Source organism: Pseudomonas sp. NPDC086251 (assembly GCF_044746405.1).
In the GTDB taxonomy this organism is placed as follows: domain Bacteria; phylum Pseudomonadota; class Gammaproteobacteria; order Pseudomonadales; family Pseudomonadaceae; genus Aquipseudomonas.
Genome location: NZ_JBIVBY010000032.1, coordinates 61,714 through 83,744, shown reverse-complemented (window position 1 = coordinate 83,744; position 22,031 = coordinate 61,714). Strand labels below are relative to the sequence as shown.

General features: G+C 61.0%; 24 protein-coding genes. 21 read left to right on the top strand and 3 right to left on the bottom strand.

The window, feature by feature from the left end; all coding sequences use genetic code 11:
- The first annotated feature begins 2 nt into the window (after positions 1 to 2).
- The 21 genes from fabF (at position 3) to ACIPL2_RS28365 (ending at position 20,806) form a co-directional block, all read left to right on the top strand.
- Positions 3 to 1,187 (top strand): beta-ketoacyl-ACP synthase II, encoded by a 1,185-nt coding sequence (gene fabF, locus ACIPL2_RS28465; RefSeq protein ID WP_401362195.1) that lies wholly within the window; start codon positions 3 to 5, stop codon positions 1,185 to 1,187.
- On the top strand, positions 1,187 to 2,002 hold the full coding sequence (pabC, locus tag ACIPL2_RS28460; RefSeq protein WP_401362192.1) for an aminodeoxychorismate lyase: 816 nt from the start codon (positions 1,187 to 1,189) through the stop codon (positions 2,000 to 2,002). The genes fabF and pabC overlap by 1 nt, the downstream gene beginning before the upstream one ends.
- A 3-nt stretch (positions 2,003 to 2,005) precedes the next feature.
- Entirely contained in the window at positions 2,006 to 3,280 is a 1,275-nt protein-coding gene (gene mltG / locus ACIPL2_RS28455; RefSeq protein WP_401362190.1) for an endolytic transglycosylase MltG, read from the top strand.
- 20 nt (positions 3,281 to 3,300) lie between these two features.
- Complete coding sequence (gene tmk / locus ACIPL2_RS28450; protein ID WP_401362187.1) at positions 3,301 to 3,933, top strand: dTMP kinase; 633 nt, start codon at positions 3,301 to 3,303, stop codon at positions 3,931 to 3,933.
- Positions 3,926 to 4,912 (top strand): DNA polymerase III subunit delta', encoded by a 987-nt coding sequence (locus ACIPL2_RS28445; RefSeq protein WP_401362184.1) that lies wholly within the window; start codon positions 3,926 to 3,928, stop codon positions 4,910 to 4,912. The genes tmk and ACIPL2_RS28445 overlap by 8 nt, the downstream gene beginning before the upstream one ends.
- Positions 4,913 to 4,954: 42 nt before the next feature.
- Positions 4,955 to 5,311, top strand: a complete 357-nt coding sequence (locus ACIPL2_RS28440) for a PilZ domain-containing protein (RefSeq protein WP_059406865.1) — start codon at positions 4,955 to 4,957, stop codon at positions 5,309 to 5,311.
- Between the two features lie 15 nt (positions 5,312 to 5,326).
- A complete protein-coding gene (locus ACIPL2_RS28435) occupies positions 5,327 to 6,112 on the top strand; it encodes a TatD family hydrolase (protein WP_401362181.1) in 786 nt (261 codons plus the stop codon).
- Positions 6,113 to 6,454: 342 nt separating this feature from the next.
- Positions 6,455 to 7,093 carry a TetR/AcrR family transcriptional regulator gene (locus tag ACIPL2_RS28430; protein ID WP_008152317.1) on the top strand — a complete coding sequence of 213 codons (639 nt, stop codon included), beginning with the start codon at positions 6,455 to 6,457 and terminating at the stop codon, positions 7,091 to 7,093.
- A 139-nt stretch (positions 7,094 to 7,232) separates the two neighbouring features.
- Positions 7,233 to 8,201, top strand: a complete 969-nt coding sequence (locus ACIPL2_RS28425) for a GTP 3',8-cyclase MoaA (RefSeq protein ID WP_401362178.1) — start codon at positions 7,233 to 7,235, stop codon at positions 8,199 to 8,201.
- Positions 8,202 to 8,373: 172 nt separating this feature from the next.
- Positions 8,374 to 8,982, top strand: coding sequence for a DUF4823 domain-containing protein (locus ACIPL2_RS28420; RefSeq protein WP_401362175.1), 609 nt, complete (start codon positions 8,374 to 8,376; stop codon positions 8,980 to 8,982).
- Positions 8,983 to 9,000: 18 nt separating this feature from the next.
- Entirely contained in the window at positions 9,001 to 9,561 is a 561-nt protein-coding gene (locus ACIPL2_RS28415; RefSeq protein WP_401362173.1) for a DUF1285 domain-containing protein, read from the top strand.
- Between the two features lie 191 nt (positions 9,562 to 9,752).
- Positions 9,753 to 10,469 carry a FadR/GntR family transcriptional regulator gene (locus tag ACIPL2_RS28410; RefSeq protein ID WP_401362170.1) on the top strand — a complete coding sequence of 239 codons (717 nt, stop codon included), beginning with the start codon at positions 9,753 to 9,755 and terminating at the stop codon, positions 10,467 to 10,469.
- 129 nt (positions 10,470 to 10,598) lie between these two features.
- Complete coding sequence (locus ACIPL2_RS28405) at positions 10,599 to 11,474, top strand: SMP-30/gluconolactonase/LRE family protein (RefSeq protein WP_401362167.1); 876 nt, start codon at positions 10,599 to 10,601, stop codon at positions 11,472 to 11,474.
- 198 nt (positions 11,475 to 11,672) lie between these two features.
- Positions 11,673 to 12,491: an SDR family oxidoreductase gene (locus ACIPL2_RS28400; RefSeq protein ID WP_401362164.1), complete on the top strand. Its 819-nt coding sequence runs from the start codon at positions 11,673 to 11,675 to the stop codon at positions 12,489 to 12,491.
- A 129-nt stretch (positions 12,492 to 12,620) separates the two neighbouring features.
- Entirely contained in the window at positions 12,621 to 13,625 is a 1,005-nt protein-coding gene (locus tag ACIPL2_RS28395; protein ID WP_401362161.1) for a substrate-binding domain-containing protein, read from the top strand.
- Between the two features lie 64 nt (positions 13,626 to 13,689).
- Positions 13,690 to 15,231, top strand: coding sequence for an L-arabinose ABC transporter ATP-binding protein AraG (gene araG, locus ACIPL2_RS28390; RefSeq protein WP_401362159.1), 1,542 nt, complete (start codon positions 13,690 to 13,692; stop codon positions 15,229 to 15,231).
- 9 nt (positions 15,232 to 15,240) lie between these two features.
- Complete coding sequence (gene araH, locus ACIPL2_RS28385; RefSeq protein WP_401362156.1) at positions 15,241 to 16,209, top strand: L-arabinose ABC transporter permease AraH; 969 nt, start codon at positions 15,241 to 15,243, stop codon at positions 16,207 to 16,209.
- A gap of 267 nt (positions 16,210 to 16,476) precedes the next feature.
- A complete protein-coding gene (locus tag ACIPL2_RS28380; protein WP_401362154.1) occupies positions 16,477 to 17,190 on the top strand; it encodes a GntR family transcriptional regulator in 714 nt (237 codons plus the stop codon).
- The gene (locus tag ACIPL2_RS28375; protein WP_401362151.1) at positions 17,187 to 18,185 is read left to right on the top strand and encodes an ADP-ribosylglycohydrolase family protein; all 999 of its coding nucleotides are present in this window, start codon (positions 17,187 to 17,189) and stop codon (positions 18,183 to 18,185) included. Before ACIPL2_RS28380 ends, ACIPL2_RS28375 begins: the two co-directional genes overlap by 4 nt.
- Before the next feature lie 232 nt (positions 18,186 to 18,417).
- Positions 18,418 to 19,884, top strand: a complete 1,467-nt coding sequence (locus ACIPL2_RS28370) for a purine-cytosine permease family protein (RefSeq protein ID WP_401362148.1) — start codon at positions 18,418 to 18,420, stop codon at positions 19,882 to 19,884.
- Positions 19,877 to 20,806, top strand: coding sequence for a PfkB family carbohydrate kinase (locus ACIPL2_RS28365; protein ID WP_401362146.1), 930 nt, complete (start codon positions 19,877 to 19,879; stop codon positions 20,804 to 20,806). The genes ACIPL2_RS28370 and ACIPL2_RS28365 overlap by 8 nt, the downstream gene beginning before the upstream one ends.
- Before the next feature lie 123 nt (positions 20,807 to 20,929).
- Here the strand turns inward: ACIPL2_RS28365 and ACIPL2_RS28360 are convergent, their stop codons facing one another.
- The 3 genes from ACIPL2_RS28360 to ACIPL2_RS28350 all read right to left on the bottom strand — a co-directional run bounded on the left by ACIPL2_RS28360 (position 20,930) and on the right by ACIPL2_RS28350 (position 22,027).
- Positions 20,930 to 21,307 carry a Rho termination factor N-terminal domain-containing protein gene (locus ACIPL2_RS28360; RefSeq protein ID WP_401362143.1) on the bottom strand — a complete coding sequence of 126 codons (378 nt, stop codon included), beginning with the start codon at positions 21,305 to 21,307 and terminating at the stop codon, positions 20,930 to 20,932.
- A gap of 70 nt (positions 21,308 to 21,377) precedes the next feature.
- Entirely contained in the window at positions 21,378 to 21,635 is a 258-nt protein-coding gene (locus ACIPL2_RS28355) for a hypothetical protein (protein ID WP_401362141.1), read from the bottom strand.
- Positions 21,636 to 21,688: 53 nt separating this feature from the next.
- Positions 21,689 to 22,027: a hypothetical protein gene (locus ACIPL2_RS28350; protein ID WP_401362139.1), complete on the bottom strand. Its 339-nt coding sequence runs from the start codon at positions 22,025 to 22,027 to the stop codon at positions 21,689 to 21,691.
- Between the last annotated feature and the right edge of the window lie 4 nt (positions 22,028 to 22,031).

Here is a 22,031-nt window from a genome sequence, read left to right as displayed (position 1 = left end):
ATGTGCCAAGCAGCTGGCAGGGCATTCTGGCTGGCCGCAGTGGCATTGGTCTGATCGAACACACCGACCTTTCTGCCTATTCCACCCGTTTTGGCGGCTCGGTAAAGGGCTTCAATGTCGAGGAATACCTGTCAGTCAAGGAAGCGCGCAAGCTCGACCTGTTCATTCAGTACGGTCTGGCCGCAGGGTTCCAGGCAGTACGCAACTCCGGTCTGGAAGTCACTGATGCCAACCGTGAGCGCATCGGCGTGGCCATGGGTTCGGGTATTGGCGGTCTGACCAATATCGAAGAAACCAGCCGCACGCTGCATGATTCCGGCCCACGACGGATCTCTCCGTTTTTCGTGCCTGGCTCGATCATCAATATGATTTCCGGTTTCCTGTCCATTCACTTGGGTGCACAGGGACCTAACTACGCCATCGCCACCGCGTGTACCACCGGTACGCACTGCATCGGCATGGCGGCACGCAACATCATGTACGACGAAGCCGACGTGATGATCGCCGGCGGCGCCGAGATGGCCGCGTGCGGTCTGGGCATGGGCGGCTTCGGTGCCTCCCGCGCGCTGTCGACCCGCAACGACGAGCCGACCCGCGCCAGCCGTCCATGGGACAAGGGCCGTGATGGCTTCGTATTGTCCGATGGCGCCGGTGCGCTGGTGCTGGAAGAGCTGGAACACGCCAAGGCCCGCGGCGCGACCATCTACGCCGAGCTGATCGGCTTCGGCACCAGTGGCGACGCCTACCACATGACCTCGCCTCCCGCCGACGGCGCCGGTGCTGCACGTTGCATCACCAATGCCCTGCGCGACGCGAAGATCAATGGCGATCAAGTCCAGTACGTCAACGCTCATGGCACGTCGACCTCGGCGGGCGACCTCGCTGAAGCCTGCGCAATCAAGTCGGTGTTCGGCGATCACGCCTACAAGCTGGCCGTCAGTTCGACCAAGTCCATGACCGGTCACCTGCTGGGTGCGGCGGGCGCGGTCGAGGCCATCTTCAGCGTGCTGGCGATCAACAGCCAGGTCGCGCCACCGACCATCAACCTCGATGAGCCGGACGAAGGCTGCGACCTCGATTTCGTTCCGCACACGGCGCGCAATATGGATATCGATGTGGTGCTGTCCAACTCCTTCGGGTTTGGCGGTACCAACGGCTCGCTGGTGTTCCGCCGGTTCTCTGAGTGATGGACAGCTGGGTCGACGGTCAGCCGGCTGACGCTTTGTCGCTGAAGGATCGCGGCCTGGCTTATGGCGATGGTCTGTTCGAGACCATTGCCGTGCGGGGCGGGCAGCCGCTGTTGCTGGACCGGCACCTGTCGCGTCTGGCAGAGGGGTGTTCGCGCCTGGCGATCGCTGCCGATCACGAGCTGATCCGCAACGAATTGCTGGCCTATGCCGGCGCATTGGGCGAGGGCGTGCTCAAGCTCATCCTCACGCGCGGCGACAGCTTGCGCGGTTACGCGCCTGATCCCACGGCCCAGGCCCGACGCATTGTGCAAGGCAATCCGCCCGCGGCTTATCCGGCTGTTCATGCCGAGCAGGGCGTTCGCCTTTTTCCTTGCGCGACACGGCTTTCAAAACAGCCGCTGCTCGCCGGCCTCAAGCACCTGAATCGACTTGAGCAAGTGATTGCGCGTTCCGAATGGCAAGACACCGAGCATGCCGAAGGCTTGATGCTCGACCACGTCGGGCGGGTGATCGAAGGCGTGTTCAGCAATCTGTTCCTGGTGCGCGATGGCGTGTTGATAACGGCCAATCTCAAGCGTTGTGGCGTGGCCGGCGTAATGCGTGCCGAATTATTGTTTCAAGCCAAGTCGTTGGGAATCCCCACGCAAGTCACCGATATCACCCTCGAACAGCTGCAATGGGCTGACGAAGTCTTTGTCTGCAACAGCGTGTATGGCGTTTGGCCGGTGCGCGCCTATGCAGCACTGAGCTGGCCGGTTGGGCCGCTCACCCGTAAACTCCAAACCATTGCCCGCGCGCTACTGGATGCTTGATTCGTGAGACGTAAATTCTTGCTGCTGCTGGAAACCGGATTGGTTCTGGCGGGGCTGTGTCTGGCCGCTTCGGCCTGGAAAATTCATTCGGCGCTGGAACAGCCGCTGAACATTACCCAGGCAGAACTGCTGGAAGTGCCCAAGGGCACGACGCCAACCCGTACCTTTTATCGACTCGAAGCCGATGGTGTCATCAAGGACGCTTTCTGGTTGCGCGTCTATTGGCGTTTCAATCTCGCCAAGCAACCGTTGCACAAAGGCGAATACCGCATGCAGCCCGGCATGACGGTCGAAGGGCTGATCGACCTGTGGAAACGCGGCGAAATCGTTCAGTACAGCCTGACCCTGGTCGAGGGCTGGAATTTCCATCAGGTTCGTGCGGCGTTGGCCAAGGATGAAAAACTCGATCAGACCCTGAACGGTTTGAGCGACAGCGAAGTGATGGACAAGCTCGGTCACAGCGGAATCTTCCCGGAAGGGCGATTCTTCCCCGACACGTACCGCTTCGTGCGCGGCATGTCCGACGTCGAATTGCTGAAACTGGCCTATGACCGCCTCGACGAAGTGCTCGCCAAGGAATGGAGCCAGCGTGCCGCGGATGTGCCGTACACCGAACCCTATCAGGCGCTGATCATGGCCTCGCTGGTGGAGAAGGAAACGGGTGTGCCGCAGGAGCGTGGGCAGATTGCCGGCGTGTTCGTGCGACGCATGGAAATGGGCATGCTGCTGCAGACCGATCCGACCGTGATCTACGGCCTCGGCGATCGTTACAATGGCAAGCTGACCCGCGCTCATCTCAAGGAGCCGACGCCGTACAACACCTACATGAACTCGGGGCTGCCGCCGACGCCGATTGCCATGGTCGGTCGTGAAGCGATCCATGCGGCGCTGAATCCGGTGGCGGGCAACAGCCTGTACTTTGTAGCGCGCGGTGATGGCAGCCACGTGTTCTCCGATGACCTGGATGCGCATAACAACGCCGTGCGCGAGTTCCAGATCAAGCGCCGCGCCGATTATCGCTCCAGCCCGGCACCGGCCACGGCGCCGGAGGCTACGGATGAGCAGGCACCGATTCCGGCCGCATCGCCCAACCTCGTGCCCGAGGCGTTGCCGCCCGTGACGCCACAGGAACCGGTTCAGGAGTCGCCGCCAGTGCCACCGCAAGAGGCGCCGCAAACGCCTGCAGCGGAGCCAGCTCCCGTTCCCGAGCCCGCCCAAGAACCCGCTGCTGCTCCCGCGCCCGAACCGGACGCCGTCGCGCCGCAAAGCCCGCAATGATTTTTGACTAAGGACTGCCCGTGACTGGCTTGTTTATTACCCTGGAAGGCCCGGAAGGCGCCGGCAAGAGCACCAATCGCGAATACCTGGCCGAGCGCCTGCGCGCCGCCGGTATCGAGGTGGTGCTGACCCGTGAACCGGGTGGTACACCGTTGGCCGAGCGAATCCGTGAGGTGCTGTTGGCGCCGGTCGACGAAGTCATGAACCCGGACACCGAACTGCTGCTGGTGTTCGCCGCACGCGCCCAGCATTTGGCCGAGGTGATTCTCCCGGCGCTGGCCCGTGGCGCTGTGGTCTTGTGCGATCGTTTTACCGATTCGACCTACGCCTATCAGGGTGGCGGTCGCGGCCTGTCGCTGGAGCGCATCGCGGCACTGGAAACGTTCGTCCAGGGCGACTTGCGTCCGGACCTGACATTGATCTTCGACCTGCCGGTGGAAGTGGGCCTGGCCCGCGCCAGCGCGCGCGGTCGTCTGGATCGTTTCGAACTCGAAGGCCGGGCCTTTTTCGATGCGGTGCGTGGAGCGTTCCTCAAGCGCGCTGAAGCCGATCCGGCGCGTTATGTTTTGGTCGATGCCGCCCAGCCGCTGGCGCTGGTTCAGCAGTCTCTGGATGCCTTGTTGCCGCGTTTGCTGGAGTTGACCCGTGGCTGAGGCTTATCCGTGGCAGGACGATCTCTGGCAGCAACTGGCGGGGCGTAAGCAGCATGCGCATGCGTATCTGCTCCATGGTCCGGCCGGGATCGGCAAGCGTGCGTTGGCCGAGCGGCTGATGGCTCATTTGCTGTGTCAGCGTCCGACCGCGCAAAATGCCTGCGGCGAGTGCAAATCCTGCCTGTTGCTCAAGGCTGGCAGTCACCCCGACAACTACATTCTGGAACCGGAAGAAGCCGACAAGGCGATCAAGGTCGATCAGGTTCGCGATCTGGTCAGCTTCGTGGTCCAGACCGCGCAGATGGGCGGGCGCAAAGTGGTGCTGATCGAGCCGACAGAGTCGATGAACATCAACGCCGCCAACGCCTTGCTCAAAAGCCTGGAGGAGCCGTCCGGCGATACGGTGCTGCTGTTGGTCAGCCACCAGACCAGTCGTTTGTTGCCGACCATCAAGAGCCGCTGCCAGCAGCAGGCGTGTCCGCTGCCCAGCGAGGCAATGAGTCTGGCGTGGTTGGCGCAGGCGTTGCCGGACTGCTCGGAAGAAGAGCGCGTCGAGTTACTGACCCTGGCCGCCGGTTCGCCGCTGGCCGCGGTCAAGTTGCAGGCCCAAGGCGTGCGTGAACAGCGAGCGCTGGTGGTCGATGGCGTGAAGAAATTGCTCAAGCAGCAGCAATCGCCGACGCAATTGGCTGAAGGCTGGAATGCGATTCCATTGTTGCTGCTGTTCGACTGGTTCTGCGACTGGTCGAGCCTGATCCTTCGCTATCAGCTGACACAGGATGAAGAAGGGCTTGGATTGACGGACATGCGCAAGGTGGTTCAGTACCTCGCGCAGAAAACCGCTCAGGACAAAGTCCTCAACATTCAGGACTGGATCCTCGCCCAGCGTCAGAAAGTCATGAGCAAAGCCAACCTCAATCGGGTGCTGTTGCTGGAAGCGCTGCTGGTGCAATGGGCATCCTTGCCTATCCAGAAGTAAGCGTCTGCGCCTAGACTCTGAACATCAGCAGTGGAGGTCAGCATGAATGAAGCCGTCAATCCGGGGCCGCGCAACGGAATTTTGTCCCTGACCATCAAGGACAAGTCCGTGCTGTACGCGGCGTACATGCCGTTCATCAAGAACGGTGGCCTGTTTATCCCGACCAACAAGAGCTACAAGTTGGGCGATGAGGTATTCATGCTGCTGAACCTGATGGATGAATCGGAAAAGATCCCGGTCGCCGGCAAGGTCACCTGGATTACCCCCAAAGGCGCCCAGGGCAACCGGGCTGCCGGGGTCGGCGTGCAATTCAACGCTGGCGACGACACTGCGCGCAGCCGAATCGAAACCCACTTGGCCGGAGCCCTGAAGTCCGACCGTCCCACTCATACGATGTAAGTTGCAGCCCTTTTTATGCTCGTAGATTCCCATTGCCACCTCGATCGCCTTGATCTCGCCGCCCACAACGGTTCCCTCGATGCTGCGCTGGATGCGGCCCGTCAGCGCGGCGTAGGGCACTTCTTGTGCATCGGCGTCAGCGTCGACAATGCCGCCGACGTCAAAGCCCTGGCTGAACGTTATGAAGACGTCGACTGTTCGGTCGGCGTGCATCCGCTGGATGTGCAGGCGGACGCCGCGCCCGCGCTGGACTGGCTGTTGCAGGAACTCAACCATCCGCGTGTGGTAGCGATCGGTGAAACCGGTCTGGACTATCACTACGAGCCGGAAGCGGCGGAGTTGCAGCAGGCGTCGTTTCGTCTGCACCTGCAAGCGGCGCAGCAGACCGGCAAACCGGTGATCATCCACACCCGTGGCGCCCGCGCCGATACGTTGAACCTCCTGCGCGAAGCGGCGTTGCCCCAGGCGGGCGTACTGCATTGCTTCACCGAAGATTGGGAGATGGCCAAAGCCGCGCTGGACATGGGGTATTACATTTCCCTGTCCGGAATTGTCACTTTTCGCAATGCCGACGTGTTGCGCGATGTCGCCAGCCAGGTGCCCGCTGATCGTCTGTTGGTGGAAACCGACTCTCCGTACCTCGCGCCAATCCCTTATCGCGGCAAGCCAAACCTGCCGCAGTACGTGCGTGAGGTTGCGGAATTTCTGGCAATGTTGCGAGGTGAGTCCTACGAGCGTTTTGCCGAGCAAACCACTGAAAATTTCAAGCGCCTGTTTCCGCTGGCGCACGTCAAAGGTTAAATCGCAGGCAAAAAAAACCCGGGTTCTGGGGGGTGAATCCGGGTTAAGACCATTAGGAGTAAAACAAAGGTACGCGGTCCGTTGGTACCTATATCGGCGCGACACTTGGGGGAGATGCCTCGCCGACAGTTCAAGTATTGATCAGTATTGCGCCGAGTCCAGTTTACCGGCGCCGGTTTTTAAACAATTTTGGAATACGGCCGCTTCGGAAGAGTTCTCATCAACCGGCGACCCTGTCCGAATTCATCAAGAAACACATATATGGTCGGATGATCCGTGCATTTTTGCGCAAGTTAGGCATAATACGCGGCTTCGAATTTTGACCCCTACAGACCTTTTCTTATGCATAAAGAACCTCGTAAGGTCCGTGAGTTTCGTCGCCGCGAGCAAGAAATTCTCGATACCGCGCTCAAGCTGTTCCTCGACCAAGGTGAAGACAGTGTCACCGTCGAGATGATTGCTGATGCCGTCGGTATCGGCAAAGGCACGATCTACAAGCACTTCAAATCCAAGGCCGAGATCTACCTGCGCCTGATGCTCGATTACGAGCGCGATTTGAACGAGCTGTTGCATTCGGCCGATGTCGACAAGGACAAGGAAGCGTTGTCCCGGGCCTATTTCGAATTCCGCATGCGCGACCCGCAACGCTATCGGTTGTTCGATCGCCTGGAAGAGAAGGTGGTCAAGGGCAACCAGGTGCCAGAGATGGTCGAGGAGCTGCACAAGATCCGCGCCTCGAACTTCGAACGCCTGACCTTGCTCATCAAGGGCCGGATCAGCGAAGGCAAGCTCGAAGACGTGCCGCCTTACTTCCATTACTGCGCCTCCTGGGCGTTGGTGCACGGCGCTGTGGCGCTGTATCACTCGCCGTTCTGGAGCAATGTGCTGGAAGATCAGGAAGGCTTCTTCCAGTTCCTGATGGACATCGGCGTGCGCATGGGCAACAAGCGCAAACGCGACACCGACACGCCCAGCAGCTGAACCATTCAGCCGCCTGATTGCACCATTATTTCGCTACATGGCGCAGTACCGCAGGAATATACTCAGGCTTAGGTATTGCTAAAACTTGATTTGTGAGTCAAGTTTTAGCGGTCCGAATATTCTACTGCCGGAGTGATCCATGATCGTTGACCGTCAAGGCAGGCGTTTTCGCAATTTGCGAATCAGCCTGACCTCAGCCTGCAATTACGCGTGTACTTATTGCGTGCCCAACGGCAAGCGATTGGTGGCGGCGCAGGATGAGTTGTCGGCCGAGGCCATGGCGCGGGGTGTGGCGTATCTGATCGAAGCCGCCGGCATCGAGCGCTTGCGGATCACCGGCGGCGAGCCACTGGTCAGCCCCAAACTCGAATCCTTCATGACGGCCGTCGGGCAAATGGGCCTTGAAGACATCAGCCTGACCACCAATGGCCAGCTGCTGGCGAAGAAACTGCCGCTGCTGGTGGACGCCGGCATTCGTCGCATCAACGTTTCCCTCGATACCCTGGATGCCAGCGCATTCCGCAGCATCGCGCGTGGCGGCGATCTGGCGACCGTGCTCGATGGCATGGACCAGGCCAGCGCGGCGGGCCTCAAGATCAAGGTCAACATGGTGCCGCTGCGCGGGCAGAACCTCGATCAGGTGATGCCGCTGCTTGATTACTGTCTGGAGCGCGGCTACGAGCTGCGTTTCATCGAGTTAATGCGCATGGGCCATCTGGCCAGCGACTCCAACGCGTTCTTGCAGCAGTTTGTCAGCCTCCAGCAATTGCTCAGCTTGATCGGTGAGCGCTACGAGTACCTTCAGGCCGATGCACCGGTCGATGCGACGGCGGTGCGTTACGAGATTCCGGGGCAGGGCCATTTCGGCGTGATCGCCAATGAAAGCGTGCCGTTCTGCCGCACCTGCTCGCGGCTGCGTCTGTCTTCCACGGGCTGGCTGCATGGCTGCCTGTCGTCGAGTAATCGCCACTATGTTGGTGATCTGCTCGACAAACCGCGTCATCAGGCGTTGCCAGCCTTGCAGCGACTCTTGGTCAAAGCCTTGGGCGACAAGCAGGAAGTGGCGTTCTCCGGTGGCGCAACCATCATGAAAATCATCGGCGGCTAAACGGGCCTCTTCGCGGGCAAGCCTCGCTCCTACAGGGGATTGTGCAAAACCTGTAGGAGCGAGGCTTGCCCGCGAAAGCAATCTATCAGGCGCTGATGTTTCCCGAGCTGGCGCGGAAGCTGCATCCACTGGCCATTCGCCGGTTTTCCGTCACCGGCCTCTGGAGGGTAGGATGCGTAGCCTGGTTTTGCTGCTGGCCGTTTTGGTGCTTGGTGGCTGCATGAATGTCAGCGATTTGGCTGAAGGGACTCGCTACCACATGAGCGATGCGGGCCTGCTCGACCATAGCGACAGCCGCCGCGTGAACAACCTGCGCATTCAGCCGGATTCGTTCGTCTACATCGCCCAGGGCGCCTTCATCCCGCCAGGCAGCGCCGGCTACCCTCGACCCAACGTGATTGCCGAAGTCGCCTTCGATGGTTTCGTCGAATACTTCCCCATGGTCCGCCGCGCGCGTACGCCGGAAGGCCTCGATGAAGCCATGGGCGAAGCCCGTGCCGCCGGTGCCCATTACCTGCTCTATACGCGTTTCGCCAAGTCCGATGACCGCATCGGCAACTCGGACGAATGGCTGGATCAGGAAGCCGTGGATCGCCTCGGCATCGACAGCGGCGTCATTCAAATCATGTTGATCGAGACCAGCACCCAGTATTTGATTGATACTGCACGCATCAAGAGTCGTGGCGGTTTACTGACGTTCCACGACAAGAAGCCAGAAGACCTGATGGGCCCGCCGCTGGAACAATACGCGCGCAGCCTGCTGGGGCTCAGCGACCAATAAATCGATAAGGAGAACGCCATGAGTGGCCCGCAAAAAGCCAACGACTTGTTGGGGCAAATCCCCAAAACCAAAGGCTTGCCGCCGGTCCACCTGTGGAACCCCGACTTTTGCGGCGACATCGACATGCGCATCGCCCGCGACGGCACCTGGTATTACCTGGGCACGCCGATCGGGCGCAAGCCGATGGTCAAGCTGTTCTCCACCATCATTCGCCGCGACGGCGATGATTACTTCCTGATTACCCCGGTCGAGAAAGTCGGCATCAAGGTCGACGACGCGCCGTTCGTGGCGATTGCCGTGGACGTGGAAGGCGAGGGCGAAGCCCAGGTCTTGCGCTTCACCACCAACGTTGACGAAACCACGGAGGCCGGCGCCGAACACCCGATGCGCGTGGTGATCGATCCGCTGACGCAGGAGCCTGCACCTTACGTGCATGTGCGCACCAACCTCGAAGCGTTGATCCACCGTAATGTGTTCTATCAACTGGTGGAGCTGGCAGTGAGTCGCGAGATCGACGGCGAGCGCTGGTTAGGCGTGTGGAGTGGCGGCGAGTTCTTCCCCATCGGCCTCGAGCCTTAAGCAGTAAAAATGTGGGAGCGGGCTTGCTCGCGAAAGCGGTGTGTCATTCAACTTTATTGCTGACTGACACGACGCCTTCGCGAGCAAGCCCGCTCCCACATTGGTTCTCTGTATTCCTGAAAAAATCAAATTGACACCCAATCGTATGATGATTAGCGTGGGCCTCCACAGCGAATGGCTTCGAGGTGTTCATGTCCAGCAGTTTTCATGCGTCGACGGTCGATTGGCTGGGTGGCTGGATCGCCACTGGCCAGGTGAAGCCCGGCGAAACCCTCAAGGTCGAAGCTGACCTCGGCGAACAACTGGGGGTCAGCCGCACGGTCATCCGCGAAGCCATCAAAACCCTGGTCGCCAAAGGCATGCTCGAAGTCGGGCCAAAGGTCGGCACGCGGGTGTTGCCGGTGCGGCGCTGGAACCTCTTCGACCCACAAGTCGTAGGCTGGTTGTCACGCAGCGGTTTGCCGGAAAACTTCGTCGACGACCTGCTCGACCTGCGTCGCACCATCGAACCGATGGCCGTGCGCTGGGCGTGCGAGCGCGCTACCGCGGAACAGGTTCACGCCATCCTCCAGGCGTACAACGCACTGGAACGGGCAGTCGACAGCGGCGTCGATTACAACCGTGCCGATCAGTTTTTCCACGAGTGCATCCTCGCCGCCAGCCACAACCAGTTCATCGAGCAAATGGTCCCGGCCCTTGGCGCGTTGCTGGCGGTGTCGTTCGAAGTGTCCGCCGCCGACCCCGACGAATTGCGCCGCACTTTGCCGATTCACAAAGACATGGCCGACGCCATCGCCGCCCGGGATTCCGCGCGCGGCGTGTGGGCCTGCATGACCCTGATCGATAACGCTGACCTGGCCATCAAGCGTTTCTACCCACAAGTCATGGCCGACAAAAAAGCCAGCTGATAACACAATCCCTGTGGGAGCGGGCTTGCTCGCGAAAGCGGTGGGTCAGTTAACAGTGATGTTGAATGTACCGACGCCTTCGCGAGCAAGCCCGCTCCCACATAAAACAAGAACAACGCAGGAGGTTTCATGGACTGGACCGCGGTTACCGAACACCGTGCACGACTCGGCGAAGGTCCGTTCTGGGATGCGCCGACCCAGGCGCTGTACTGGGTGGACATCGCCGGTAAACAGGCGCTGCGATTGATCGGCGCCAACGTGCAAATCTGGCAGATGCCGGAGCACGTGTCCGCCTTCATCCCCTGCGAAAGCGGCGATGCGCTAGTGACATTGAACAGTGGCGTGTACCGGCTCGATCTGGACTCTCCCGGCCTGGAACCGCGACTGACATTGCTCTGCGTCGCCGATCCGCAACCGGGCAATCGCGCCAACGAAGCGCGCTGCGATGCCCAAGGCCGGCTCTGGCTCGGCACGATGCAAAACAACATCGGTCCGCAGGGCGAAGACGTGCCGATCGTGCGGCGTTCCGGCGGGCTGTTTCGCATAGATCGCGATGCCCGCGTCACGCCATTACTCCGAGGCCTGGGCATTCCCAACACATTGCTGTGGAGCGACGACGCCACCACGGTGTATTTCGCCGACAGCCTCGACGGTACGATCTATCAGCATTTCATCCGCACCGACGGCAATCTCGACCCGGCCCAGGTCTGGTTCGGTCCGCATCAGCGCGGTGGCCCCGATGGCTCGGCCATGGATGCCGAAGGCTTTATCTGGAACGCCCGTTGGGACGGCAGCTGTCTGCTCAGGCTGGCGCCGGACGGCCGTGTCGACCGGGTAATCGAACTGCCCGTCAGCCGCCCGACCAGCTGCGTGTTCGGCGATGAAGACCTGAAAACCCTGTACATCACCAGTGCCGCCAGCCCGCTCAATCACCCATTGGACGGTGCCGTGTTATCGATTCGCGTCGATGTGCCCGGAAAAACCTGTACTCGCTTCGCTGGATAAATCCCTAAATATGGGATGTAAAATTATATATTGAGATAGCTGCCGAGTCGGGTTTATAGTCGGCCCCATCAGTGACACGCACTCACACTTAAAAAAACAAAACAGGTGAAGTGATGCAGCGATTTTCCAAACAGCTTTTTCGCCGGACATCGACAGATGCCCGGCTTTCGTCGTGCCTTCGAAAAGGAGTCCTGATCCATGGCTGAACCTCTTTCCTTGCCACCGGTGCCCGAACCGCCGAAAGGCGAACGCCTGAAAAACAAGGTCGTGCTGCTGACCGGCGCCGCTCAAGGTATCGGCGAGGCGATCGTCGCGACCTTCGCTTCCCAGCAGGCCAAGTTGGTCATCAGCGATATCCAGGGCGAGAAAGTCGAAAGCGTCGCGGCGCAGTGGCGGGACAAGGGCTTTGATGTTCAAGCGCTCAAGGTCGATGTGTCCAACCAGCAAGACCTGCACGCCATGGCCAGGCTGGCCATCGAGCTTCACGGTCGAATCGACGTGCTAGTCAACTGCGCCGGGGTCAATGTGTTCCGCGACCCACTGCAAATGACCGAAGAAGACTGGCGCCGCTGCTTCGCCATCGATCTGGACGGCGCCTGGTACGGCTGCAAGGCGGTGCTGCCGCAGATGATCGAGCAGGGCATCGGCAGCATCATCAACATTGCCTCGACCCATTCCACTCACATTATTCCCGGTTGCTTCCCGTACCCGGTGGCCAAGCACGGCTTGCTCGGCCTGACTCGCGCGCTGGGTATCGAATATGCGCCCAAGGGCATTCGCGTCAACGCCATCGCGCCGGGCTACATCGAAACCCAACTGAACGTCGATTACTGGAACGGTTTTGCCGACCCTCATGCCGAGCGCCAGCGCGCCTTCGATCTGCATCCGCCACGGCGCATCGGTCAGCCGATCGAAGTGGCCATGACCGCCGTGTTCCTGGCCAGCGATGAAGCACCGTTCATCAACGCGTCGTGCATCACCATCGATGGTGGTCGCTCGGTCATGTACCACGACTGAGTAAAAAGGGTTTCAGGCGCGAAACTCTGTCTGAAATCCAATCATCATACGATATGACTATTGGCTGCATGGTTTTGACGCTGCATCGATTTCTGGACACTCTCAAAAAAAATAACAAGGAGTCAGCTTATGAATCGTCGTCGTGGGATCCGTTCCCTGTGCTGTGCCGCTTTGGCGGTCACTGCGGTCAGCCTGAGCAGTACGCTGCTGGCGGCTGAGGAAGTGAAAATCGGTTTTCTGGTCAAGCAGGCGGAAGAACCCTGGTTCCAGACCGAATGGGCGTTCGCCGAAAAGGCCGGGAAAGAGAAGGGCTTCACCCTAATCAAGATCGCCGTGCCCGATGGCGAAAAAACCCTCTCGGCCATCGACAGCCTCGCCGCCAACGGTGCCAAGGGTTTTGTGATCTGCCCGCCTGACGTGTCCCTCGGCCCTGCGATCATGGCCAAGGCCAAGCTCAACGGTTTGAAAGTGATCGCCGTCGATGACCGCTTCGTCGATGCCAGCGGCAAGTTCATGGAAGACGTTCCGTACCTCGGCATGGCCGCGTTCGAAGTCGGTCAGAAACAAGGCAACGCCATGGCCACCGAAGCGAAAAAACGCGGTTGGGAGTGGAAAGACACCTACGCGGTGATCAACACCTACAACGAACTCGACACCGGCAAGAAGCGCACCGACGGCTCGGCCAAAGCCCTGCAAGACGCCGGCATGCCCCAAGACCACATCCTGTTTTCGGCGCTGAAAACCCTCGACGTACCGGGCAGCATGGACGCCACCAACTCGGCGCTGGTGAAACTGCCAGGTGCGGCGAAAAACCTGATCATCGGCGGCATGAACGACAACACCGTGCTGGGCGGCGTGCGCGCCACCGAAAGCGCCGGGTTCGCCGCCGCCAACGTGATCGGCATCGGCATCAATGGCACCGACGCCATCGGCGAACTGAAGAAAGCCAACAGCGGCTTCTACGGCTCGATGCTGCCGAGCCCGCACATCGAGGGCTACAACACCGCCAGCATGATGTACGAGTGGGTCACCACCGGCAAAGAGCCGGCGAAATACACGGCCATGGACGACGTGACGCTGATCACGCGCGACAACTTCAAGCAGGAACTGGAAAAGATCGGCCTGTGGAACTGAGGCGCGGTTGATTTCATCGGTGGCCCTGGCGACGGGGCTGCCTGATCTTTGCGATGAGGTGGTTATGCAAGCGCAAACACACAGACAAGAACACCGCGGCGGCAGCTTGCGCTTCAACGGGATCGGCAAGACCTTTCCCGGCGTGAAGGCGCTGGACGGCATCAGCTTCGTCGCCCACCCGGGGCAGGTTCACGCCTTGATGGGCGAGAACGGTGCCGGCAAATCGACGCTGCTGAAAATCCTCGGCGGCGCCTATACACCAAGCAGCGGCGACCTGCAGATCGGCGAGCAGACGATGGTCTTCAAGTCCACCGCCGACAGCATCGCCAGCCGCGTGGCAGTGATCCATCAGGAGCTGCACCTGGTGCCGGAAATGAGCGTGGCGGAAAACCTGTTTCTCGGTCATTTGCCGGCCCGTTTCGGCTTGATCAATCGTGGTGCACTGCGCCAGCAAGCATTGGCCTGCCTCAAGGGCCTGGCCGATGAAATCGATCCGCAAGAGAAAGTAGGGCGCTTGTCCCTCGGTCAGCGGCAACTGGTGGAAATCGCCAAGGCGTTGTCCCGTGGCGCGCATGTGATCGCGTTTGATGAGCCGACCAGCAGCCTGTCGGCGCGGGAGATTGATCGCTTGATGGCGATCATTACGCGTCTGCGCGATGAGGGCAAAGTGGTGCTTTACGTTTCTCATCGCATGGAAGAAGTGTTCCGCATCTGCAACGCGGTGACGGTGTTCAAGGACGGCCGTTACGTGCGCACCTTTGAAGACATGAGCGAGCTGACCCACGATCAACTGGTCACGTGCATGGTCGGTCGCGACATCCAGGACATCTACGATTACCGCCCGCGCAAGCGCGGTGCCGTGGCGCTCCGGGTCGACGGTTTGCTCGGGCCGGGCTTGCGTGAACCGGTGAGTTTCGACGCGCACAAAGGCGAGATTCTGGGACTGTTCGGCTTGGTCGGCGCCGGGCGTACGGAGCTGTTTCGCCTGCTCAGCGGCCTGACGCGCAACACCGCCGGACGCCTGGAGTTGCGCGGTCATGAACTGAAACTGCATTCACCCCGCGATGCCATCGCCGCCGGGATTCTGCTGTGCCCCGAGGACCGCAAGAAGGAGGGCATCATGCCGCTTTCAAGCGTCGCCGAGAACATCAACATCAGCGCGCGCGGCGCCCATTCCACCTTCGGTTGCCTGTTGCGTGGCGTGTGGGAGAAGGGCAACGCCGAAAAGCAGATCAAGGCGCTGAAAGTGAAGACGCCCAGCGCGGCGCAGAAAATCATGTACCTGTCCGGCGGCAATCAGCAGAAGGCCATTCTCGGCCGCTGGCTGTCGATGCCGATGAAAGTCCTGCTGCTCGACGAGCCCACTCGCGGCATCGACATCGGCGCCAAGGCCGAGATCTACCAGATCATCCATAACCTGGCCGAGAGCGGCATTGCGGTGATTGTGGTGTCCAGCGACCTGATGGAAGTGATGGGTATTTCCGACCGCATCCTGGTGCTCTGCGAAGGCGCGATGCGCGGCGAACTGTCCCGCGAACAGGCCAATGAATCCAACCTGCTGCAACTGGCTTTGCCGCGCCAACGCGCTGACGGCGTGGCGAACTGAGAGGTGACTATGACCATCCAAAACAACACTCTGCCGACCCCGCGCAAACCGCTCGACCTGCGGCGCTTTCTCGATGACTGGGTGATGCTGCTGGCGGCCGTCGGGATCTTCGTGCTCTGCACCTTGCTGATCGACAACTTCCTTTCGCCGCTGAACATGCGCGGGCTGGGCCTGGCGATTTCCACCACCGGAATTGCTGCCTGCACCATGTTGTATTGCCTGGCGTCGGGTCACTTCGACTTGTCGGTGGGGTCGGTGATTGCCTGCGCCGGCGTGGTGGCGGCGGTGGTGATGCGCGACACCGACAGCGTGTTTCTCGGCGTCAGTGCGGCGCTGGTGATGGGGCTGATTGTCGGGCTGATCAACGGGATCGTGATTGCCAAGCTGCGGGTCAATGCGTTGATTACCACGCTGGCGACCATGCAGATCGTTCGCGGCCTGGCGTACATTTTTGCCAACGGCAAAGCGGTGGGCGTGTCGCAGGAGTCGTTTTTCGTGTTCGGCAACGGACAGTTGTTCGGCGTGCCGGTGCCGATTCTGATCACTATCGTGTGCTTCCTGTTTTTCGGCTGGCTGCTGAATTACACCACCTACGGGCGCAACACCATGGCCATCGGCGGCAACCAGGAAGCGGCATTGCTGGCCGGGGTCAACGTTGACCGGACCAAGATCATCATCTTCGCCGTGCACGGGGTGATTGGCGCGTTGGCCGGTGTGATCCTGGCATCGCGCATGACCTCGGGACAGCCGATGATTGGCCAGGGTTTCGAACTGACGGTGATCTCGGCGTGCGTGCTGGGCGGGGTGTCGCTGAGTGGCGGGATCGGGATGATCCGGCATGTGATTGCCGGGGTGTTGATTCTGGCGATCATTGAGAACGCGATGAACCTGAAGAACATCGATACCTTTTATCAGTACGTGATTCGCGGTTCGATCTTGCTGCTGGCTGTGGTGATCGACCGCCTCAAACAACGTTAAATCCATTTCACACACGTTGTGTCTGCAGGAGATCAAATGTGGGAGCGGGCTTGCTCGCGAAAGCGTCGGCACATCCAACATCTATGTGTCAGACAAACCGCCTTCGCGAGCAAGCCCGCTCCCACACTTGACCGGTGTCGTCCGCAGACTTCGGGCGGGCCTGCTGGCGATTGACCGCGCAGGGGTCGCTTTTCCAGGTTCATCCTTCCGTCACCTTCCTTAAATATTCCTTGCTCGCCTCAACCCGTTTCGGGTATCACTTTGTACATGATTAGACAGGTACGATTTGACAAGAAACAACGGGTGGTCGACGAGCTCATCCGGCGCATCGAAAGCGGCCTCATGGAGGACGGCTTTCTGTTGCCGGGCGAGCATCAGTTGGCTCAAGAATTCAAAGTCAGCCGAGGTACGCTGCGTGAAGCCCTGGCCGAGTTGAAACGGCGTCACTACATTGCGACGCAAAGCGGGGTCGGTTCCATCGTCACGTTCGACGGTGTGGTGCTCGATCAACGCAGCGGCTGGGCCCAGGCCCTGGCGGACAGCGGCGCGCTGATCAATACCGAAGTGCTGCGGCTGGAGGCGGTGACGCGTCCGGACCTGCTGCCGCGTTTCGGCACTGACCAATTCATTACCCTCGACCGGCGCCGCCGTTCCACCGACGGCAAACTGGTTTCCCTCGAACGCTCATTGATGCCCGCCACCGGGGGCCTGGAAAGCCTGCCGCGTGTCGGCCTGATCGACAATTCCCTGACCATCACCCTGGCCGCCTACGGCTACATCGGTGAACGCGGCGATCAATGGATCGGCGCCGAGCCCCTGAGCGCCGAAGACGCCGAACTGCTCGGCCGTCCGGTCGGCACGGTATTCCTCAAAGCCCTGCGCACCACTTACGACCGGCAGAACCGTTTCATGGAACAGGTCGAAAGCCTGCTCGACCCCGTGCACTTCCGCCTGCATTTGCAATTTGGATCGTCACAATGACCGCGCTCAACCGTGCCCTGGGCGCGTTCTACGGACTGGCCCTGGGCGACGCGCTGGGCATGCCGACTCAATCCCTGAGCCGCGCCGAAATCAAGGCGCGCTTCGGTGAAATCACCGACCTGCAAGACGCCGGTCCCGATCAACCGATCGCCGCCAACATGCCCAAAGGCTCGATCACCGACGACACCGAACAGGCGATCCTGGTCGGTCAGCTGCTGGTTGAAGGTGAAGGCCGTATCGAACCTGCGGTGCTCGCCCAGCGGCTGATCGAATGGGAAGCCGAGATGCAGGCCAAAGGTTCGCAAGATTTGCTCGGGCCTTCGACCAAGCGGGCGATCGAGATGATCCTCGCCGGTCATTCGCCGGAAGAAGCGGGGCGCTATGGCACCACCAATGGCGCGGCGATGCGCATCACCCCGGTGGGGATTGCGGCGGATGTCGCCGACCCTGAGCGCTTCATCAAAGCCGTGGTGCAAGCCTGTCAGGTCACCCACAACACCACGCTGGGGATTTCCAGTGCGGCGGCGGTGGCGGCCGTGGTCTCGGCCGGGATCAACGGCATGGACCTGGGCGAGGCGTTGAACCTCGGCCAGCACATCGCCCAACAAGCGGAAAGCCACGGCCACTGGGTCGCGGGTGGACGCATCGCCTCGCGCATCAGCTGGGCGCGGACCATCAGCATCGACAGTGACAAAGGGATGCTCGCCGACCTGATGTACGACGTGATTGGCACGTCGGTGGCGTCGCAGGAATCGGTGGTGGTGGCGTTTGCCCTGGCCCAGCAAGTGGCCATTGGCGAAATAAATGCCTTCGAAGCGCTGTGCATGGCCGCCAGCCTGGGCGGCGACACGGATACCATCGCGGCGATTCTGGGTGCGATGCTGGGGGCCTGTCTCGGTCTAGAGAGTTGGCCAGCAGCGATGATCGACGAGGTCAAAGTCGTCAACGGTCTGGAGCTGGAGCCGTTGGTGCAGGGGCTGTTAGCTTTGCGTTGACTGGACTGGCGCCTTCGCGAGCAAGCCCGCTCCCACATTTGATCTCAGGCGAACGCACTTTCTGAGTACGCAGAAATTCAAATGTGGGAGCGGGCTTGCTCGCGAAGGGCGCGCCGCGCACTCAAAACTATTCACCGCAATGGAAAGCACGAACACGGCCAGGACCGCCGGGATGTTGTGTCGACTTCCGTAATTGCCCACAACCACAACAATGGCAACAGGAGCATTTTTCATGAGTTCAACAAACGCCGGGCCAAGCGCCGGGCAACTGGAAACCCGAGGCATCGAACCGGTGCCGGAAGCCGAGTGCAACGGTCATCCGCTGCAACTGTTCTGGGTCTGGTTCGCCGCCAACATTTCCATCCTCGGCCTGCCACTGGGCGCAACGCTCGTCGCCTTTCGCGGCCTGGCCATCTGGCAAGCGATCATCGTCGCGATCCTCGGCGCCGCCGGTTCCTTCGCGGTGGTCGGGATCATCTCCATCGCCGGCCGTCGTGGCCGCGCGCCGAGCCTGACCCTGTCGCGAGCGATCTTCGGCGTGCGCGGCAATATCGGCCCGACCCTGGTCTCGCTGATGTCGCGTCTCGGTTGGGAAACCGTCAACACCACCACCGCTGCCTTCGTGTTGCTGTCGCTGTGCTCGATCCTGTTCGGCTCGCCGGTGGAAGCCAAAAGCGCACCCGTGTTGACGTTGATCTTCATTGCGATTTTCGTGTTGCTGACGTTGTCGGTGTCTGGCCTTGGCCACGCTACCTTGCTGGTCATCCAGAAATGGGCGACGTACGTGTTCGGTGCGCTGAACATTCTGGTCGGCGGCTTCCTCTGCGCGACCATCGACTGGAGCGCGGTGTTCAACGCCACGCCGGCACCGCTGAGCGCCATGATCATCGGCGTCGGCACCATGGCCGCCGGCACCGGGATTGGCTGGGCCAACGCCGGTGCGGACATGTCGCGCTACCAGCACCGCAGCGTCAAGGCTGTGCGCCTGGTGGCCTCGGCGGCCTTCGGTGCGGGCATTCCGCTGGTGCTGCTGATCACCCTCGGCGGCCTGCTGTCGGTGGGCAACAACGACCTCGCTTCGGCCACTGACCCGATCATCGCGATCCGCGACATGCTGCCGACCTGGATGGCCGTGCCTTACCTGATCACCGCGTTCGGCGGGTTGCTGCTGTCGAACAACCTGTCGGTGTACTCCGCCGGTTTGACCACGCTGACCCTCGGCCTCAAGGTCAAGCGCGTCTACGCCGTGGTGGTCGACATCGTCGCGATCTTCGCCGGTTCGATCTACTTCATGCTGATCGCCGACAGCTTCTACGGCCCGTTCATCACCTTCATTTCGCTGCTGGCGGTGCCGATCACGGCGTGGGTCGGGATCTTCGTAGTCGACCTGATTCACCGTCATTACTACAGCCCCAAGGATCTGCTGGACGTCAGCCCGAGCAGCGCCTACTGGTATCGCGGCGGCGTCGAATGGCGCGCGTTCGGTGCCTGGGCGATAGCGATCGTGCTGGGTTTCAGTTTCACCACCATTGGCACCACCGAACAAACGGTGTGGTTCCGCGGTTTCCTGTCTGACTCATGGCTGGGCCATAACGGCCTGGGCTGGATCGTCACGTTCCTGGTAGCCGGCGGCATTTACTTCGTACTCGGCGGGGCCAAGGATCGTCGCGCTGCACTGATCGAGAACGCTCATGCCTAAGCTGTTGCACACCGGCCAGGTCATCATCGACCTGGTCATGGCCGTGGATAAACTGCCTCAGGCGGGCGGCGATGTGCTGGCGCAGTCCGCCAGTTTCGAAGCCGGCGGCGGCTTCAATGTGATGGCCGCCGCCCAGCGCAATGGCTTGCCGGTGGTCTATCTCGGACGTCATGGCACCGGGCGTTTCGGCGACCTGGCCCGGGAGGCGATGCAGGCTGAAGGCATCCGCATCGGCATCACCCACCGTGCCGAGCGCGATACCGGGTTGTGCGTTGCGGTGACGGATGCTTCGGCCGAGCGCAGTTTCATTTCCTACATCGGCGCCGAGGGCGAGGTGACTGCCGAGGACCTGGCCAGTGTGCCGGCCGAGGCGGGCGACTATGTTTACGTCAGCGGCTACAGCTTGCTGCAAGTCGGCAAGGCTCAGGCGCTGGTGGATTGGGTGCTGGAGTTACCGGCCGGGATCAAGGTGGTGTTCGATCCGGGTCCATTGGTGGATTCACCGGACACGCCGTTGATGCAGGCCTTGCTGGCGCGCATCGATGTGTGGACCAGCAACGGTGTCGAGGCGCTGCGGTTCACCGGTGCGTCGGAGATTGCCGAGGCGTTGGATCGGCTGGCCGGGCATCTACCGAACAACGTGTTGATGGTGGTTCGCGATGGCCCGCAGGGCTGTTGGATCAGTCAGCGCGGTGACTGCCAGCATGTGCCGGGGTTCAAGGTCGAGGCGGTGGACAGCAACGGCGCCGGGGATGCTCATGCCGGGGTGTTTGTGGCCGGGTTGGCGCAGGGATTGCCGGCGTTTGAGGCAGCACGGCGGGCGAATGCGGCGGCGGCGCTGGCGGTGACCCGGTGGGGGCCGGCGACATCGCCTGGGACGGCTGAAGTGGATGCATTGATCAGCAAGACTTTCGGCGCCTGACCTGACGCCTTCGCGAGCAAGCCCGCTCCCACATTCGACCGCATTTCTTCGGGGAGAACTCGGTCGAATGTGGGAGCGGGCTTGCTCGCGAAGGGGCCATCAAATTGACTACAAATTTCGGCCTCATCCAGCCTTGCGCAACGCCTCTATCAACTCCTGCTTACGCATCGACGACCGCCCAGGAATCTTCTTCGCCCTGGCCTCTTTCATCAAGCTGTCCACCGTCTGCGTATCACGCGAAGCCTGGCTGTTACGCGAATGGCCTTCGCGGCTGGCCACCGCGCGTCGGGCCGATTCCTTGCGATCTTCCGACTTGGCACTCGCCGGCTTCTTGCGCCCGGAACCGCTGCGCTCACCGCCACCCGACTGCTTGTTCACTGTCGCCCAGGCACGCGCTTCGGCCTCATCTTTCGAGACACCTTTGTGCTCGTAGCTTTCTTCGATGTGTTCGGCCTTGCGCTTTTGCTCGGCGGTGTATTTGTCTTTGCTTCCACGAGGCATGGGATTTCTCCTGCTGCTTGTAGAGTCTGGCAAACGGTCGCGGCCGCGCACGACCACGACCTCATGGGCACTACTGAAGGTTCAGCTTGCGCGCCGCTTCAACCCCCGCAGCGCTGAGTTTTATCGGCAGGTTCAACGAATGCTCACCGGCCTCATTGCACATCACATGCCCGTGCTGAATCAGCCCGCGGTCCTGCAATGTGGCGAGGGTGCTGGCCACGACTTTCTCCCCCCGGTAATTGTCCAGGACCTCCTTGCCCAAACCGCTCGGATGAGCGTGTAGCAGGCGGGTCAGGACTTCTTTTTCCAGGTTTTTATCGACGTTCATGCTTACCTCTTCATGGCTGTGGATAGGTATTGCTCGTCGCTCGCATGGGCGAACTATTGGCTGGCACCGCCTTCGGAACCCGAACCACCGGTGGTGGTTTTCGAGCCGACGCCGGTGTCGGCGTTATCAGGCGTCCGGGTGTCCGGCATGTTCATGCCACCTTGACGGCCCGCGTCGTTGCCTTGCGTCCGTGGGTCGGTGCCCGTGGACGGAGGCAAACTGCTGTCGACACCTGAGCCATTGGTGTTCATGCCGGGCGCGCTTTGGATGGCGGGGGATTTCGGCTTTTCAACCGGATCGGTCGGACCGGTGCCAGAGGCGGTAGTTGCGGCGAAGGCGGCAGAGGACAGCAGGGTGGCGAGCGCGAGGGCAGTCAACTTGGACATGATCATGGGG

Excerpts from the sequence above, each read along its gene's own strand:
- ACIPL2_RS28415 (WP_401362173.1), top strand. The coding sequence starts at position 9,001 with ATGAGTGGCCCGCAAAAAGCCAACGACTTGTTGGGGCAAATCCCCAAA.
- araH (WP_401362156.1), top strand. The coding sequence starts at position 15,241 with ATGACCATCCAAAACAACACTCTGCCGACCCCGCGCAAACCGCTCGAC.
- ACIPL2_RS28405 (WP_401362167.1), top strand. The coding sequence starts at position 10,599 with ATGGACTGGACCGCGGTTACCGAACACCGTGCACGACTCGGCGAAGGT.
- ACIPL2_RS28365 (WP_401362146.1), top strand. The coding sequence starts at position 19,877 with ATGCCTAAGCTGTTGCACACCGGCCAGGTCATCATCGACCTGGTCATG.
- ACIPL2_RS28400 (WP_401362164.1), top strand. The coding sequence starts at position 11,673 with ATGGCTGAACCTCTTTCCTTGCCACCGGTGCCCGAACCGCCGAAAGGC.
- ACIPL2_RS28425 (WP_401362178.1), top strand. The coding sequence starts at position 7,233 with ATGATCGTTGACCGTCAAGGCAGGCGTTTTCGCAATTTGCGAATCAGC.
- ACIPL2_RS28370 (WP_401362148.1), top strand. The coding sequence starts at position 18,418 with ATGAGTTCAACAAACGCCGGGCCAAGCGCCGGGCAACTGGAAACCCGA.
- ACIPL2_RS28420 (WP_401362175.1), top strand. The coding sequence starts at position 8,374 with ATGCGTAGCCTGGTTTTGCTGCTGGCCGTTTTGGTGCTTGGTGGCTGC.
- ACIPL2_RS28355 (WP_401362141.1), bottom strand. The coding sequence starts at position 21,635 with ATGAACGTCGATAAAAACCTGGAAAAAGAAGTCCTGACCCGCCTGCTA.
- ACIPL2_RS28430 (WP_008152317.1), top strand. The coding sequence starts at position 6,455 with ATGCATAAAGAACCTCGTAAGGTCCGTGAGTTTCGTCGCCGCGAGCAA.
- ACIPL2_RS28440 (WP_059406865.1), top strand. The coding sequence starts at position 4,955 with ATGAATGAAGCCGTCAATCCGGGGCCGCGCAACGGAATTTTGTCCCTG.
- ACIPL2_RS28375 (WP_401362151.1), top strand. The coding sequence starts at position 17,187 with ATGACCGCGCTCAACCGTGCCCTGGGCGCGTTCTACGGACTGGCCCTG.
- pabC (WP_401362192.1), top strand. The coding sequence starts at position 1,187 with ATGGACAGCTGGGTCGACGGTCAGCCGGCTGACGCTTTGTCGCTGAAG.
- ACIPL2_RS28395 (WP_401362161.1), top strand. The coding sequence starts at position 12,621 with ATGAATCGTCGTCGTGGGATCCGTTCCCTGTGCTGTGCCGCTTTGGCG.
- ACIPL2_RS28350 (WP_401362139.1), bottom strand. The coding sequence starts at position 22,027 with ATGATCATGTCCAAGTTGACTGCCCTCGCGCTCGCCACCCTGCTGTCC.
- ACIPL2_RS28410 (WP_401362170.1), top strand. The coding sequence starts at position 9,753 with ATGTCCAGCAGTTTTCATGCGTCGACGGTCGATTGGCTGGGTGGCTGG.
- ACIPL2_RS28435 (WP_401362181.1), top strand. The coding sequence starts at position 5,327 with ATGCTCGTAGATTCCCATTGCCACCTCGATCGCCTTGATCTCGCCGCC.
- ACIPL2_RS28360 (WP_401362143.1), bottom strand. The coding sequence starts at position 21,307 with ATGCCTCGTGGAAGCAAAGACAAATACACCGCCGAGCAAAAGCGCAAG.
- ACIPL2_RS28380 (WP_401362154.1), top strand. The coding sequence starts at position 16,477 with ATGATTAGACAGGTACGATTTGACAAGAAACAACGGGTGGTCGACGAG.
- araG (WP_401362159.1), top strand. The coding sequence starts at position 13,690 with ATGCAAGCGCAAACACACAGACAAGAACACCGCGGCGGCAGCTTGCGC.